The organism is Agromyces cucurbitae, assembly GCF_058349945.1.
This window is the reverse complement of record NZ_JBYRES010000005.1, coordinates 33,230-47,726: the sequence shown is the minus strand read 5'-3', so window position 1 is coordinate 47,726 and position 14,497 is coordinate 33,230. Positions and strand designations below refer to the sequence as shown.

Genomic DNA, 14,497 nt, shown 5'->3' with positions numbered 1-14,497 from the left:
TGCTGCAGGTCACACGAAGTGGTTGGCGCGCTCCAGGTCTTCGGCGAAGTCGATCTCGACCGCGTAGAGGTCGGAGACGTCCATCGGCTCGACGAGGAGGCCGTTCTGCTCGATCGCGAGCTCGAGCCCGCGCTCGAAGTAGTCCTGGTCGCCGACGCGCTGCAGGTGCGCGAGGAAGACCGCCTTGTCACGGCTCGAGATGTAGTTGATGCCCACGGCCTCGCCGAGGCCGCCCTTGACGGTCTTCGAGAGCTCGCGGATGTAGCCCTCGGCGCTCGTGGTGTACTTCACCTCTTCGTCGGAGACCTTGGCCGTGTTCACGGTGACGAACGACTGGTCGCGCGCGATCAGCGGCAGCGCCCGTTCGAGGATCGCCGGGTCGAAGACGACGTCGCCGTTCATCCACAGCACGCCGCCCGACTGCGAGGCCGCGAGCGCGCGCATGAGCGACTTCGAGGTGTTCGTCTGGTCGTACTCCTCGTTGTAGACGAACGACGCCTGCGGGAACGCCTCGATGATGTGCTCGAGCTTGTAGCCGACGACGATCGTCACGTCGGCGGTGCCGCCGAACGCGTGCTCGACGTTGTCGAACTGCTGGCGCATGATGGTGCGGCCGTCGCTGAGTTCGGTCAGCGGCTTGGGGAGGGATCGCCCGAGCCGGCTCCCCATGCCGGCTGCGAGAATCACGATCTGGGTGGTCACTGCATCTCCTTCGGTGGTCGGATGCCCCCGCCGGGCGGCCTCGATTCGAGGTGTTCGCCCGGAGTTCATCCGGAAGTTCACATATGGACACGCCGTTATGCCGTTCTTTCCAGCGTACCGGGGCGACCTTCCGGCGGGCCAATCCGCCCGGAGGGTCGTAGCGGGATCGTGATCTGACGCACAGGTGATGCACAGAAAGCGCGCCCGTCCACGGGGGCGCGCTCGGCGGGCGGTCATTGGTAGGTTGGCTTGGTGACTTCCGTTTCGCGTTCCGACCACGACGACGAAGCTGCCGAAGGCACCGGTGCGGGGGCACCCGAGCAGGGTGGTGCCGAGACCGGGGCGAGCGGCGGCCGCGACGAGGGCGCCGCATCGGCCGGCGCTCGTTCGTCGAGCGCGAAGTCGAGCTCCGCCTCGGGCGCGAAGCCGAACGCGAAGCCGAAGTCGACGTCGAAGTCCAAGACGGCGGCCATGACTCCCGCAGAGCGCTCCGCGGCGCGCTCGGCCGCCGCGAAGAAGGCGGCCGCGACGCGCAAGGCCAACAAGGCCGCTGCGGCGGCCGCCGCGACGGCGGCCCCCGGGGGCGCCGAGCCGGCGGCATCCACGCCCGAAGCCACCGGGTCGAAGCGCAGCGGCGCGTCGCGTGCCGCCTCGTCCTCGGCGAGCTCCGCGCGCAACGCGGCGGCGCGCTCGACCGGCGCAGCGCGTGCGTCGAGCGCCGCGACCACCGCCGAGGCGCGCAGCCGCGCGGCCGCCAGCGCGTCCGCCCACCGCCAGTCGCAGCGCGTCGCCGCCTCGCTCACGACCGAGACGACCGCGGCCGAGCGCGGGCCCCGCAAGCCGACCGGGTCGTCGACCTTCGGCGCGGCCGATGCGCCGGTCGACGACGAGTTCGACCTCGAGGCGACGACCGAGCGGCGCGCGGGCGCCCTCCCGTCGGCCGCCGCGATCTACGCTGCGGCCGGAGCGACCGCCGACCCCGCCGTCGACGATCCCGCCGACGGCAGCGTCGATACCGATTCGGCGATCGAGTCCACCGGGCCCGAGGCCGCCGACGCCGGCGCCGAGTCCGCCGGCGCCGAGTCCGCCGGCGCCGAGCCGGCCGCGACCGAGCCCCTTGCCGAGCCCGACTCCGAGACCACCCCCGAGACGCCGGTCGGCGAGACCGCGGTCGAGGGCGCACCGCCGGCCGAGGCATCCGCCCCGACCATCGCCGCCCAGGCGGTCACGGTGATCCCCGCGAAGAAGGCGCCGACGCCGCGCAAGAAGCGCACCCTCCGCGTCGCCCGCCCGGCGCCGCCGGCCGACGCGCCGCGCGTGCTCGAGGTGTCGGGCCTCGTCAAGCGCTACGCCGAGAACACGGCCGTCGACGGCATCAGCCTGTCGGTGCGCGCGGGGTCGTTCTTCGGCATCGTCGGCCCCAACGGCGCCGGCAAGACGACGACCCTCTCGATGGTGACGGGCCTGCTGCGCCCCGACGCCGGCACCGTGCGCGTGCACGGCATCGACGCGTGGGCCGACCCGCGGGCCGCCAAGCGCGTGACGGGCGTGCTGCCCGACCGGCTGCGGCTGTTCGACCGGCTCACCGGCAGCCAGCTGCTCTACTACTCCGGCGTGCTGCGCGGGCTCGACAACCGCACCGTGCGCGAGCGCAGCGCCGATCTCATCGCGGCCTTCGGCCTCGACGATGCGGTCGACCGGCTCGTCGCCGACTACTCGGCGGGCATGACCAAGAAGATCGCGCTCGCGTGCGCCCTCATCCACTCGCCGCGGCTGCTCGTGCTCGACGAGCCGTTCGAGTCCGTCGACCCGGTCTCGGCGGCGAACCTCACCGAGATCCTCGAACGGTACGTCGCGGGCGGCGGCACCGTCGTGCTGTCGAGCCACGGCATGGACCTCATCGAGCGCGTGTGCGACTCGGCCGCGATCATCGTCTCGGGCCGCGTGCTCGCGGCCGGCACCCTCGACGAGGTGCGCGCCGGCCAGACCCTCGAAGACCGATTCGTCGAGCTCGCGGGCGGGCGCAAGGCTGCGGAAGGCATGGAATGGTTGCACAGTTTCTCAGACTGAAACTGCGCCTGCTGGCGAACATCTTCAAACGGAGCACCTGGCAGGTGGTCGGCATCGTGATCGGCCTCGTCTACGGGCTGGGGCTCGCGATCCTGCTCTTCCTCTCGCTCGTCGCCCTGCGCGTCGTCGGTGACGTCGAGACGATCCGCAACGCCCTCGTCATCGCCGGCGCGGCGACGATGGTCGGCTTCATCGTCTTCCCGCTCGTGTTCGGCACCGACGACACGATGGACCCGCGCAAGTTCGCGCTCTTCGGCCTGCCCGACCGCGCGCTCGCCCTGAGCCTCGCGGTGGCCGGCCTCGTCGGCATCCCGGCGCTCGTGCTCGGCATCGTGCTGCTCGGCACGGTCGTGACCTGGTCGCGCGGCGTTGCCGAGACGCTGCTCGCGCTCATCTCGGCGGCACTCGCGTTCGCGAGCTGCCTGCTGCTCGCCCGGGTGACCACCGCGCTCGCGTCGTTCCTGCTCTCGACGCGCCGGGCGCGCGAGCTGCTCGGCGTCATCGGCCTGCTGCTCATCGTCATGCTCTCGCCGATCATCGTGCTCATCGCCACGGCCGACTGGGCGAACTCGGGCGAGAGCATCCTCTCCGCGCTCGGCGGGCTGCTCGGCTGGACCCCGTTCGGGGCCGCGTTCGCGGTGCCCGGGGATGCCGCGTCAGGGGCGTGGGGGCCCGCGATCCTCGAGCTCATCATCGCGGTGGCGACGCTCGGCGCCATCTGGCTCGCCTGGCAGGCGCTCGTCGCGAAGATGCTCGTGACCCCCGGTCGCGAGGCCTCGGCGAAGAGCTACCGCGGGCTCGGCTGGTTCGACCGCATGCCGCACGGCGCCACCGGCGCGGTCGCCGCGCGCAGCTTCACCTACTGGTTCCGCGACGCGCGCTACTGGGTCTCGGTCGTCATGATCCCGATCGTGCCCGTGCTCGTCATGGTGCCGCTCGGCGTCGCCGGGGTGCCGGCCCAGTACCTGGGCCTCATCCCGGTGCCGCTCATGTGCCTCTTCCTCGGGTGGAGCCTGCACAACGACACCGCCTACGACTCGACGGCCATCTGGCTGCACGTCGTCTCCGGGGTGCGCGGCGTGTCCGACCGGCTCGGCCGACTCGTGCCCGTGCTCCTCGCGGGCGTGCTCGTCATCGGCCTCGGCAGCGCGGTCACGGTGTTCGCGCTCGACGACTGGCGGCTGCTGCCGACGCTGCTCGGCGTGAGCACGGCACTGCTGCTCGCGGGGCTCGGCGTGGGCTCCGTCGTGTCGGCCCGGTTCCCGTATCCGGCGGTGAAGCCGGGCGACAGCCCGTTCCAGCAGCCGCAGGCGACCGGCGCGCTCACGGCGCTCGTGCAGTCGCTCACGATGCTCGCCTCGCTGCTCATCGCGGCGCCGGCGCTCATCTTCGGTGCCATGGGCGTGCTCGTCGACCCCGCCTGGCACGCGGCAGCACTGGCGTCGGGCGTCGGCCTCGGGCTCATCGCGATCGTGCTCGGCGTGTGGTGGGGCGGCCGCGTGTTCGATGCCCGCGGCCCCGAGACGCTCGCCGCGGCGATCCGCGCCTGAGCCGCGCCCCGCGCGCGCAGTCGGCTCCCGGTCGGCGGGTGCGACGAGCCGAGCCGCGCGTAGACTCGTCGTCATGATCCACACCGTGCGCGCCAGCATCGCCGACCCCGGGCAGCCGGGCGGCGGCACCGACGTCCTCGACCGCGAGCTCGAGAAGCTCCTCAACGAAGAGGCGATCGAGCCCGGCGACCACGAGCGCTTCTCGCACTACGTGCAGAAGGAGAAGATCCTCGAGTCGGCGATGACGGGCAAGCCGGTCAAGGCGCTCTGCGGCAAGAAGTGGACCCCGGGGCGCGACCCCGAGAAGTTCCCGGTCTGCCCGACCTGCAAGGAGATCTACGAGAAGATGCGCCGCGGGTAGGCGTTCGACTCAGCGATAGCTCGTCGGGATCACCGGTTCGCCGCGCCCGAGGCGGAAGGCCTCGATCGGCAGCTCCTGCATCACGTCGGCCCGGTGCGCGCGCGCTGCGGCGGTGCCGGCCGCACCCAGGTGGGCGGGGTCGGCCCGGCCCTGCGACACGAGCTGCACCATGAGCGGGCGCAGCCGGTCGCCCGCCTCGAACTCGGCCTCGCCGTCGGGGCCGTCGCCGACGAAGACGAGCTCCTCGCGCGCGGTGCGGGTCGAGTCGAGTCGCCGGGCGGCGTTCTTGCGACCGCCGACGCTCGCCTTCTGGCTCGACGCCTTCGCGACCGGCACCCATTCACCCGCGTCGTCCTTGCGGGCGACGAGCTTGTAGACCATGCCGGCGGCGGGGAAGCCCGACCCGGTCACGACCGCGGTGCCGACGCCGTACGAGTCGACGGGAGCCCCCGAGAGCCCGGCGATCGTGAACTCGTCGAGGTCGCTCGTGACGGTGATCTTCGTGTCGACGGCGCCGAGCGCGTCGAGCTGTTCGCGCACGGCGGCGACGACGGTCGGCAGGTCGCCCGAGTCGATGCGCACGGCGCCGAGCTCGGGCCCGGCGACCTCGACCGCGAGCTCGACGCCGCGGTGGATGTCGTACGTGTCGACGAGCAGCGTGGTCTTGGGGCCGAAGGCCTCGACCTGCGCCCGGAACGCGCTCTCCTCGGTGTCGTGCAGCAGCGTGAAGGCGTGCGCCGCGGTGCCCATCGTGGGGATGCCCCAGGTGCGGCCCGCCTCGAGGTTCGAAGTCGCGTCGAACCCGGCGATGTAGGCCGCGCGGGCGGCGGCGATGGCCGCGCGCTCGCTCGTGCGGCGCGAGCCCATCTCGGCGATCGGCCGGCCGAGGGCGACCGACACCATGCGGGCCGCGGCGCTCGCGACCGACGAGTCGTAGTTGAGCGTCGAGAGCACGACGGTCTCGAGCATGACGGCCTCGGCGAACGAGGCCTGGATGGTGATCAGCGGTGAGCCGGGGAAGTACGCCTCGCCCTCGCGATAGCCCCAGATGTCGCCCGTGAACCGGTAGTCGGCGAGCCAGTCGAGCGTCGCGGGCCGCACGACCTCGTGCTCGCGGAGCCACTCGAGCTCGGCATCGTCGAAGCGGAACCGCTCGATGAGCTCGAGGAGTCGCCCGGTGCCGGCCACGACACCGTAGCGGCGCCCGTCGGGCAGCCGCCGCGCGAACGCCTCGAAGAGGCTCTCGCGGTGGGCGGTGCCGTCGAGCAGTGCGGCGTCGACCATCGTCAGTTCGTAGCGGTCGGTGAAGAGGGCAGCTGAGCCGGTCACGTCCCCGAGCCTAGCGGGAGGGCGGCGGTCGGAGACCCGGTCACGCCGAGCCGTCGTGAACGGCGGCCCGGCGAGCGCCGGTGCTCGCCGTCGGCGACGGCTCGGCAGCTGGGCGGGATGCCGCGGACGGACGCGCGCTCGCGAAGACGTTGCTCAGCATCACGAGCGCGATGCCCGCCAGCTGCCATACCGTGAGCGTCTGGCCGAGGATGAGGAACCCGAAGAGGGTCGCGGCCACCGGGTGGAGGCTCTGCAGCACGCCGAACCGGGCCTTCGAGATGCGCCGGAGGGCCCACATGTCGATCGCGTAGGGGAGTGCGGAGCAGAGCAGGCCCACGGCGATGCCCGCGAGCAGCGCGCGGGGCAGTTCGGCGGGCTCGACGCCGAGGAGCGCGACGACGAGGAGCGGCGAGGTGACGAGCGCCGCGGTCGAGTTCGCGACGGCGGTCGCGGTGAGGCCGGGCAGTGCGAGCGCGGCGCCCTGGCCGATGACGATGTAGGCGGCCCACGCGCCCGCGGCCACGAACCCGAAGGCGATGCCGAGCGGGTCCAGGCCTCCGACCGTGCCGGTGAGCAGTACCACGCCGAGCCCCGCACCGAGGGCGCAGAGGAGGTCGAGCCGTCGTCGCGATCCCACGAGCGCGACGGCGAGGGGGCCGAGGAACTCGAGGGTGACCGCGAGGCCGAGCCCCACGCGGCTGATCGACGCGTAGAGCGAGAGGTTCATCACGACGAGCACCGCGCCGAGCAGCACGGCGGGCCGCATTCGCCGCCAGCCGATCGTCCGCAGGCGCGGCCTCGCGACCGCGAGCGTGGCGATCGCGGCGACCGCCTGGCGCAGGGCGACGACGCCGGCGGGGCCGACGATCGGGAAGACCGTCGCGCCGATCGCGGCGCCGACGGCGACCGACGTCGCGCTGCCGACCATGGCGAGGCTCGCGGCCCGTGTCGATTCCATGCTTCGACGCTAGGTCGCATTGGTCGCGAAGTGAAATACAATCCGCGCCGATTGATACGGTTTCCGTATGGATATCGAGCTCCGTCACCTGCGCGTGCTCGCGGCGCTCGACGAGGAGCGCTCGTTCACGGCGGCGGCCGAGCGGCTCGGGCTCTCGCAGGCGGCCGTGTCGCGAGCGATCGCGGCGCTCGAGCACGAGCTCGGCACGCCGCTCGTGCACCGCACGACCCGTCGCGTCGAACCGACCGTCGCCGGGGTCGCCTTCGCCGGCACGGCGCGCCGGCTGACGGCCGAGCTCGACGCCGCCGTCGCCGAGCTGCGCGGCGAACGCTCGCAGCTCCGACTCGGCTACTCGTGGGCGGCGCTCGGGGCCCACACGACCGAGGTGCTGCGGGCATGGAACCGGGCGCATCCCGACGAGCCGCTGCGGCTCAGCCGCATCAACCGCCGTGATGCCGGGCTCGCCGACGGCCGGGTCGACCTCGCCGTCATCCGCGGCGCGGTGCGCGTGCCCGATCTCGTCGACGAGGTCGTCGGCCACGAACGCCGCTGCGTCGCCATGCCGGTCGACCACGAGCTCGCCGACCGTTCGAGGGTCGCGCTGGCCGACCTCACGCCGTTCGTCGTGGCCGTCGACCGGTACACGGGCACGACGACGACCTCGCTCTGGACGAACGCCGGGCTCGAACCGCCCCGGGTCACCGACACGACCGACTTCGAGGACTGGCTCGACCTCATCGCGGCGGGCGAGGTCATCGGCGTCACGGCGGCGGCCACGGCGCACCAGTACCCGCGGCCGGGCATCGTGTTCGCCGAAGTCGTCGACGCCCCGCCGATCGAGGTGCACCTCGCGTGGCACCGCGCGTGGCGGCATCCCGCGACGACGAGGCTGGCGAGGGCAATCCGCGAGGCGTACGCGGCCGGCCCGCTCGCCTAAGCTTGAACCTCGTGACGGACGCACCGATCGGGATCTTCGACTCAGGGGTCGGCGGCCTCACCGTCGCCCGCGCGGTGAAGGACCAGCTGCCGAACGAGTCGATCCTCTACATCGGCGACCTCGAGCACTCGCCCTACGGGCCGAAGAAGATCGCCGACGTGCGCGGCTACGCGCTCGCCGTGCTCGACGACCTCGTCGCCCAGGGCGTGAAGATGCTCGTGATCGCCTGCAACACAGCCTCGTCGGCGATGCTGCGCGACGCGCGCGAGCGCTACGACGTGCCCGTCGTCGAGGTGATCCAGCCCGCCGTGCGCCGTGCGGTGGCGACGACGAAGACCGGACGGGTGGGCGTGATCGGCACCCAGGGCACGATCTCGTCGCGCGCGTACGACGACGCGTTCGCGGCCGCCCCGCACCTCGAGCTGTTCTCGCAGGCGTGCCCCCGGTTCGTCGAGTTCGTCGAGGCCGGCATCACGACGGGCGACGAGCTGCTCGCCGTCGCCGAGGAGTACCTCGCGCCGCTCCGTCGCGCCGACGTCGACACGCTCGTGCTCGGCTGCACCCACTACCCGTTCCTCAAGGGCGCCATCTCGTACGTCATGGGCGAAGACGTGACCCTCGTCTCGAGCGACGTCGAGACCGCGAACGACGTGTACCGCGTGCTCGTCTCGACGGGCATGGAGCGCCGCGACCCGAACCCGCCGACCTATCGCTACGAGGCGACCGGACAGTCGACCAGCGCCTTCCTCGACCTCGCCCACCGGCTGATCGCCCCCGAGATCCCGAGCGTCGAGCTCGTGCAGACGGGCGTCATCCCCCTTCCCGACCGCGCCCGGCTTCGACAGGAGAACAACGCATGACCGAGGCATCCGCCACCCCGATCGTCCGCGCCGACGGGCGCGCCGCCGACCAGCTGCGCGAGGTGACCATCGAGCGCGGCTGGAGCGCCCACGCCGAGGGCAGCGCGCTCATCTCGTTCGGCGGCACGAAGGTGCTCTGCACCGCGAGCTTCACGAACGGCGTGCCGCGCTGGCTCACCGGCAAGGGCACCGGCTGGGTGACGGCCGAGTACGCGATGCTGCCGCGCTCGACGAACACGCGCAACGACCGCGAGAGCGTGAAGGGGCGCATCGGCGGCCGCACGCACGAGATCAGCCGCCTCATCGGTCGCAGCCTGCGCGCCGTCATCGACACGAAGGCGCTTGGCGAGAACACGATCGTCATCGACTGCGACGTGCTGCAGGCCGACGGCGGCACCCGCACGGCCGCGATCACGGGCGCGTACGTCGCGCTCGCCGACGCGATCGAGTGGGCGCGCGGCAAGAAGTTCATCGGGCAGCGCTCGACCCCGCTCATCGACACCGTCTCGGCCGTGTCGGTCGGCATCATCGACGGCACGCCGATGCTCGACCTCGCCTACGTCGAGGACGTGCGCGCCGAGACCGACATGAACGTCGTCGCCACGGGTCGCGGACTCTTCGTCGAGGTGCAGGGCACCGCCGAGGGCGCCCCGTTCGACCGTCGCGAGCTCGACTCGCTGCTCGACCTCGCGCTCGCGGGCAACGCCACGCTCGCGGAGCTGCAGCGCGCCGCGCTCGCCGCGGCGGCGGGGGAGTGACCGTGACCGGGCTCGAGGTCGTGCTCGCCACCCACAACGCGCACAAGGTCGCCGAGTTCCAGCGCATCCTCGGCGCCAGGATGCCGGGGCTCACCGTCGTCGCCTACGACGGGCGGTCGCCCGTCGAGGACGGCACGACCTTCGCCGAGAACGCGCTCATCAAGGCGCGTGCCGCGGCGGCGCACACCGGCCGCATCGCGCTCGCCGACGACTCGGGCATCACGGTCGACGTGATGGGCGGCGCGCCCGGAATCTTCTCGGCGCGCTGGGCGGGGCACCGCGCCGGCGACGAGGAGAACGTGCGGCTGCTGCTCGCACAGCTCGGCGACGTGCGCCGGCCGAACCGCGGCGCGGCCTTCCACTGCACGATCGCGGTCGTCGTGCCTGCGCCGCTGATCGCTGCGGCGACGACGGATGCCGCCACCGGGGCCGCGGTCGACGAGGAGTTCGTCGCCGAGGGCCTGTGGCGCGGTGCGCTCGCCTACGAGCCGCGCGGCTCGCACGGCTTCGGCTACGACCCGGTGTTCGAGCCCGAGGGGCACGAGGTCACCGCGGCCGAGCTGCTGCCCGAGCAGAAGAACGCGATCAGCCACCGGGCGCGCGCCTTCGAGGCGCTCATCCCCGAGCTCGAGCGGGTCGCGGCGCGGGTCACCCGGCCCGAGTAGGGCGGCCGCGCGTCACCCGGTGACGAAGCCGGTCAGTCGATCGGCGAACGCGTTGAAGGCGGTGCCCGTCGTGAGCATCGCCCAGCCGTGGCCGACCCCGTCGCCGACGATCGTCACGTCGTCGGCGGCCGTCGCATCGGCGAGCTGCTGCAGCTCGTCCACGGTCACGGTCGAGTCGTCGGGCGCGACCGCGAGGAAGAGCGGTGCGGCGAGTGACGGCGCATCGTCCATCGAGTCGTAGCTGCGGAACGAGATCGGACCCGAGAGGTCGGCGACGCCGTCGAGCAGTCCGCCGTCGCCGTCGCGCCCGCCCGCGACGATCGCGGCGGTGCCGCCCATCGAGGCGCCGACCGCGACGACGCGCTCGGCACCGTGCTCGCGCGCCCACTCGGCCGCCGCGAGGATCGCATCGGCGCCGGCGTCGACGACGTGGTTCGCACCGCTCGGGCACTCGGTCGCCCCGTACCCGCAGTTGTTCACGAGCAGCACCCGCACGCCCTGCTCGGCGAGGTGCGAGGCGTACGGCCAGAAGCCGCACTCGTCCTGGTTGCGCTGGTGGGCGAAGACGACGGTCGTCGTGCCCGAGCCGGCGACGCCGACGTCGAACTGCGCCTCGCCGACGGGCAGGAGCATCGCGCTCGACTCGACGCCGGTGTCGCCGCATCGCTCGGTCGGCGACTGCGGTGCGGCGGCCGCCTCCGCCGTCGCCGGGGCGGATGGCGCCGGCGAGGCGCCCCTGCCGTCCTGGCCGCCGCCCGCGGCGCATCCGGAGAGCGCGGCGACGAGGCATCCGATGGCGAGGGCGATGACGAGCGGGCGACGCGACGGCATGACCCGCAGCCTATGGCCGATCGACGGCGCGCCGCGACCCCCGGCCCACGACCCCAGGACGCGCGGGACCGCTCGGGCAGCTGCCATGCCGATGAGAACGCGACTCATTCCTGATTGGGGCGAACGGCCCCGAACGCCCCTGCACCCGACCTACGCTGGAAGGGACATGGCGCACGATCACTCCCACGACCACGCGGCGACCGCGAACCGCACCCGACTCTGGATCGCGATCGCGATCATCGGCGCGTTCGTGATCGTGCAGGTCGTCGGCGGCCTGTTGAGCGGCTCGCTCGCACTGCTCGCCGACGCCGGCCACATGACGAGCGACCTCATCGGCCTCGTCGTCGCGCTCGTCGCGGCGTTCGTCGCCGCCCGACCCGCGACCGACCGGCAGACGTACGGCTTCCGACGGGCCGAGGTGTTCGGCGCGCTCGTCAACGGCGTCATCCTCATCGTCGTCGCGGTGAGCGTCACGATCGGTGCGATCGGGCGGCTCGTGACCGGCGCGGAGGGCGAGGCGCATGAGGTGCAGGGCGGCATGATGCTCGTCATCGCCGTCGTCGGCCTGGCCGCGAACATCGCGGCGATGCTCGTGCTGCGCGGCGGTGCGAAGGACTCGATCAACCTGCGCGGCGCCTACCTCGAGGTGCTCGGCGACACGATCGGCTCGGCGCTCGTCATCATCGCGGCGATCGTCATCCTGCTCACGGGCTGGAACGCGGCCGACCCCATCGCGTCGCTCGGCATCGCGGTGCTCATCGTCCCGAGGGCGCTCTCGCTGCTGCGCGACGTCGTGCGCGTGCTCAGCGAGGGCGCGCCCGCCGACACCGATGTCGCCGAGATCCGCGACCACCTGCTCGGCACGGCGGGGGTGGTCGCCGTGCACGACATCCACGTCTGGCAGATCACGTCGGGCCAGCCGGTCTTCACCGCTCACGTCGAGGTCGAGCCGCGGGTCTTCGAGGACGGCCGCACCGGCGCGCTGCTCGACGAGCTGGGCGGATGCCTCAGCGAGCACTTCGACGTCGCGCACTCGACCTTCCAGCTCGAGCCGGCGGGGCGGGCGGAGCAGGAGCAGGGGTCGCACTGCTGAGCCCGGTGCGCCGGGCGCCCGGTGGTCAGCAGCTCGTGAGCTTCGCGACCCGTCCGTCGAGCACTCCGGTGCCGCCGAGCAGGGTCCAGTCGGTCACACGGAGCGCCACCGCCGATCGGAGGGTCGCAGCCGGGACGCAGCTGCGCGGCGTGAGCGCGATGCCCGCGTGGTTCACGCCGGCGAGCGGGATTCCGGTGAGCGCGTCGGCGAAGCCGTAACCGTTCGCGAGGTAGAGGCGGCCGCTCGCATCGTACGGCGCGGTCACGAGCGAATCGAGCACCAGGCGGTTGGTTGCGAAGCGATCGGGCCCGCCGAGCCGCTCAGCCCGACCGGACTCGGAGAAGTGCCCGAGTTCTTCCAGCAGGTCGGCACTGATCACCCCGGCTCCGCCGACCGCCGTGACACCGGCACTGCCCGTCACGGCCCAGAGCGCATCGCGGCCGGCCGCATCGAGCGACGCCGTGCCGTCCAGCAGCAGCAGCGGCCGCGACTCGGCCGCGGCGGCGGCGCCGGCCGACAGTGCGTCAGCGAACCCGCGGCCGCTCGCGACGTAGGTGTGCCGCCGCAGGCCGTCGCCGAACGCGTCCTTCACGACGGCACGCGAGGTCGCATATCGGTCCGCTCCGCTCACCCGATCGACATCCGACGAGTAGGCACCCAGCTTCGCGAGCACGCCACGCGAGATGACGCCTTCGCCGCCGACGACGACGATGCGCTTCGGGCGCAGCCGCGCGAGCTCCGACGCGGTGGCCGACGGCAGCGCATCGCGCGCCGTGAGCAGCAGCGGCCCACCCCGATGCGCGGCGGCAGGGCCCGCGCTCAGTGCATCCGGCCAGTTCGTGCCGTTCGCCAGGTAGACGACCGACACACCCGACGCGAACCGCTTCGAGATCGCGGCCGCCGTCAGGTACCGGTCCGCTCCGGCGAGTCGCGAGACGTTCCGCGGAATGGTGCGGCTCACCACGCCGTTGATCGCGCTCGTCCCGGTCGACGCCGAGACGATGACGTGGTCGGCCGATGCGAGCGTCGATCCGCCGTAGTACGTGTCGCCGTAGGACGGGTAGCGGGCGGAATCGGCGAACTCGACCACGTAGTCCGCGGGAGGCAGGTGATCGATGGTGTAGCCGCCCTCGATCGAAGCCTCATCCTGCGAGACGAACGTCGCCCTGCCGCTCACGGGGTCGACGATCGAGGCGTACGCCGTCAGGGGGCCGGCAGGCGCGCGTCCGTCGTCGGTGCGGACGCGTCCGCTGATCGATCCCGCCCGGGGCAGCGTGATCGCGATGCCGGAGACCGTCGTGTTCGACGGCACGCTGATGACCCGGGCCCGGGATTCGTACGGAGTGTCTCCCGCCCAGGTCTGCGCCCATCCGCGTGCGTCGGGAAGGGGGACGACCAGGAGCCGGTAGGTCCCCGGTGCGAGATCGTCGATGATGAAGGCATCCCCGCAGAGTTCTCGTTGCGCCTTCTCCTCGCTGCCGTCGAGCCGGATCACGTGGTACACGCACTCGAACGAGCCCGCACTCGACTCGGGGGCCGACGGCGCCGGCGCGAGTTCGAGGGTGCCGCTGATCGCGCTGCCGCCGCCCGCGAACGCCGGCGACGGCGCGACGAGGACGATGCCGATGAGGACGGCGAGCAGGGCGGTCAGTGCGCGGCGCACGCGCATCGTCGAGCGGGGCATTCGAGGTCCGTTCCATCGGGGCAACGAATCATAACCCGACGCTCACCGTCGAGTTGACGCAGAGCGCAGCACGGTGCCGCCCGGGAGGGGCGGCACCGCGGTTCGCACACTCGGCGTGACGGTCAGCAGCTCACGGCGGGGTTGAACGCCGCGAAGACGCCGGCCGGGTTGTGCGCGCCGACCCAGACGTGCAGGTCGTAGTGCGTCGGCATGCCGGGCTCGTGCCCGGGCATGGGGCCGTCGAACGGCTGCGAGCCGAGCATCGGCACGGGCTGGCCCATGTCGGGCTCGAAGAACTCGGCGCTCCAGAGGCGCAGGCCGCCCGACGGCGACGGGCCGTAGGTGAGCATCGGCGGGGCCGCCGGGTCGACCGGAGCGCCGGGACGAACGAGCGCGGGGTTCACGTAGTGGAAGCCCATGGCGCCGTCGGGGCTCGCGGCGCACTCGCCCGCCGGCACGTAGCCGGCGGCGATCGCCGCGTCGACGTCGTGGAAGCGGGCGGTCGCCGCGCGGACCTCGGCGACGACGCGCCGCATCTCGGGCGTCGTGGCGGTGGACCCGTGGTCCTCCCCGTCGTGGGCCTGCGCCGGCAGGGCCGACACGGTGACGGCCGCCGCGGTGATGAGTGTCGCGACGATCGTCCGGTGGATGGTTCGCATGGAGGTTCCTTCTCTCGGGTTTCGGATTTCGGGTTTCGGG

The 14,497-nt window shown here is 72.7% G+C and carries 15 protein-coding genes; 8 read left to right on the top strand and 7 right to left on the bottom strand.

All coding sequences use genetic code 11. The features are described 5' to 3' along the window. Positions 1 to 9 precede the first annotated feature (9 nt). Both AC3RJ6_RS17465 and AC3RJ6_RS17460 read right to left on the bottom strand, forming a co-directional pair. Positions 10 to 702, bottom strand: coding sequence for a phosphocholine cytidylyltransferase family protein (locus AC3RJ6_RS17465; protein ID WP_491428400.1), 693 nt, complete (start codon positions 700 to 702; stop codon positions 10 to 12). 233 nt (positions 703 to 935) lie between these two features. Continuing rightward, positions 936 to 1,175 (bottom strand): hypothetical protein, encoded by a 240-nt coding sequence (locus AC3RJ6_RS17460; RefSeq protein WP_491428399.1) that lies wholly within the window; start codon positions 1,173 to 1,175, stop codon positions 936 to 938. Here AC3RJ6_RS17460 and AC3RJ6_RS17455 point away from each other — a divergent pair. The 3 genes from AC3RJ6_RS17455 (at position 1,174) to AC3RJ6_RS17445 (ending at position 4,683) form a co-directional block, all read left to right on the top strand. Further along, positions 1,174 to 2,772, top strand: a complete 1,599-nt coding sequence (locus tag AC3RJ6_RS17455) for an ABC transporter ATP-binding protein (RefSeq protein ID WP_491428398.1) — start codon at positions 1,174 to 1,176, stop codon at positions 2,770 to 2,772. The two genes, AC3RJ6_RS17460 and AC3RJ6_RS17455, sit on opposite strands and share 2 nt — an antisense overlap. Then, entirely contained in the window at positions 2,748 to 4,322 is a 1,575-nt protein-coding gene (locus AC3RJ6_RS17450; RefSeq protein WP_491428397.1) for a hypothetical protein, read from the top strand. Before AC3RJ6_RS17455 ends, AC3RJ6_RS17450 begins: the two co-directional genes overlap by 25 nt. A 73-nt stretch (positions 4,323 to 4,395) precedes the next feature. Then, a complete protein-coding gene (locus AC3RJ6_RS17445) occupies positions 4,396 to 4,683 on the top strand; it encodes a DUF3039 domain-containing protein (RefSeq protein WP_491428396.1) in 288 nt (95 codons plus the stop codon). Between the two features lie 9 nt (positions 4,684 to 4,692). Here AC3RJ6_RS17445 and AC3RJ6_RS17440 read toward each other — a convergent pair whose 3' ends face one another. Continuing rightward, positions 4,693 to 6,012, bottom strand: coding sequence for a nicotinate phosphoribosyltransferase (locus AC3RJ6_RS17440; protein WP_491428395.1), 1,320 nt, complete (start codon positions 6,010 to 6,012; stop codon positions 4,693 to 4,695). Positions 6,013 to 6,052: 40 nt separating this feature from the next. Beyond that, the gene (locus tag AC3RJ6_RS17435) at positions 6,053 to 6,970 is read right to left on the bottom strand and encodes an EamA family transporter (RefSeq protein WP_491428394.1); all 918 of its coding nucleotides are present in this window, start codon (positions 6,968 to 6,970) and stop codon (positions 6,053 to 6,055) included. A 67-nt stretch (positions 6,971 to 7,037) separates the two neighbouring features. Between AC3RJ6_RS17435 and AC3RJ6_RS17430 the strand changes: the two genes are divergently transcribed. The 4 genes from AC3RJ6_RS17430 to rdgB are packed head-to-tail and all read left to right on the top strand — an operon-like array spanning position 7,038 to position 10,190. Beyond that, entirely contained in the window at positions 7,038 to 7,907 is an 870-nt protein-coding gene (locus tag AC3RJ6_RS17430) for a LysR family transcriptional regulator (protein WP_491428393.1), read from the top strand. An 11-nt stretch (positions 7,908 to 7,918) separates the two neighbouring features. Further along, positions 7,919 to 8,767: a glutamate racemase gene (murI, locus tag AC3RJ6_RS17425; RefSeq protein WP_491428392.1), complete on the top strand. Its 849-nt coding sequence runs from the start codon at positions 7,919 to 7,921 to the stop codon at positions 8,765 to 8,767. Continuing rightward, positions 8,764 to 9,525: a ribonuclease PH gene (gene rph, locus AC3RJ6_RS17420; RefSeq protein ID WP_491428391.1), complete on the top strand. Its 762-nt coding sequence runs from the start codon at positions 8,764 to 8,766 to the stop codon at positions 9,523 to 9,525. The genes murI and rph overlap by 4 nt, the downstream gene beginning before the upstream one ends. 2 nt (positions 9,526 to 9,527) lie before the next feature. After that, on the top strand, positions 9,528 to 10,190 hold the full coding sequence (rdgB, locus tag AC3RJ6_RS17415; RefSeq protein WP_491428390.1) for an RdgB/HAM1 family non-canonical purine NTP pyrophosphatase: 663 nt from the start codon (positions 9,528 to 9,530) through the stop codon (positions 10,188 to 10,190). A gap of 12 nt (positions 10,191 to 10,202) precedes the next feature. On the opposite strand, the gene AC3RJ6_RS17410 is transcribed toward rdgB, so the two are convergent. Then, positions 10,203 to 11,021 carry an alpha/beta hydrolase family protein gene (locus AC3RJ6_RS17410; protein WP_491428389.1) on the bottom strand — a complete coding sequence of 273 codons (819 nt, stop codon included), beginning with the start codon at positions 11,019 to 11,021 and terminating at the stop codon, positions 10,203 to 10,205. A gap of 166 nt (positions 11,022 to 11,187) precedes the next feature. Here AC3RJ6_RS17410 and AC3RJ6_RS17405 point away from each other — a divergent pair, with 166 nt between their 5' ends. Continuing rightward, the gene (locus AC3RJ6_RS17405) at positions 11,188 to 12,114 is read left to right on the top strand and encodes a cation diffusion facilitator family transporter (protein WP_491428388.1); all 927 of its coding nucleotides are present in this window, start codon (positions 11,188 to 11,190) and stop codon (positions 12,112 to 12,114) included. 25 nt (positions 12,115 to 12,139) lie between these two features. Here the strand turns inward: AC3RJ6_RS17405 and AC3RJ6_RS17400 are convergent, their stop codons facing one another. After that, complete coding sequence (locus AC3RJ6_RS17400; RefSeq protein WP_491428387.1) at positions 12,140 to 13,798, bottom strand: cell wall-binding repeat-containing protein; 1,659 nt, start codon at positions 13,796 to 13,798, stop codon at positions 12,140 to 12,142. Between the two features lie 122 nt (positions 13,799 to 13,920). Further along, a complete protein-coding gene (locus tag AC3RJ6_RS17395) occupies positions 13,921 to 14,457 on the bottom strand; it encodes a hypothetical protein (RefSeq protein ID WP_491428386.1) in 537 nt (178 codons plus the stop codon). Positions 14,458 to 14,497: the final 40 nt, after the last annotated feature.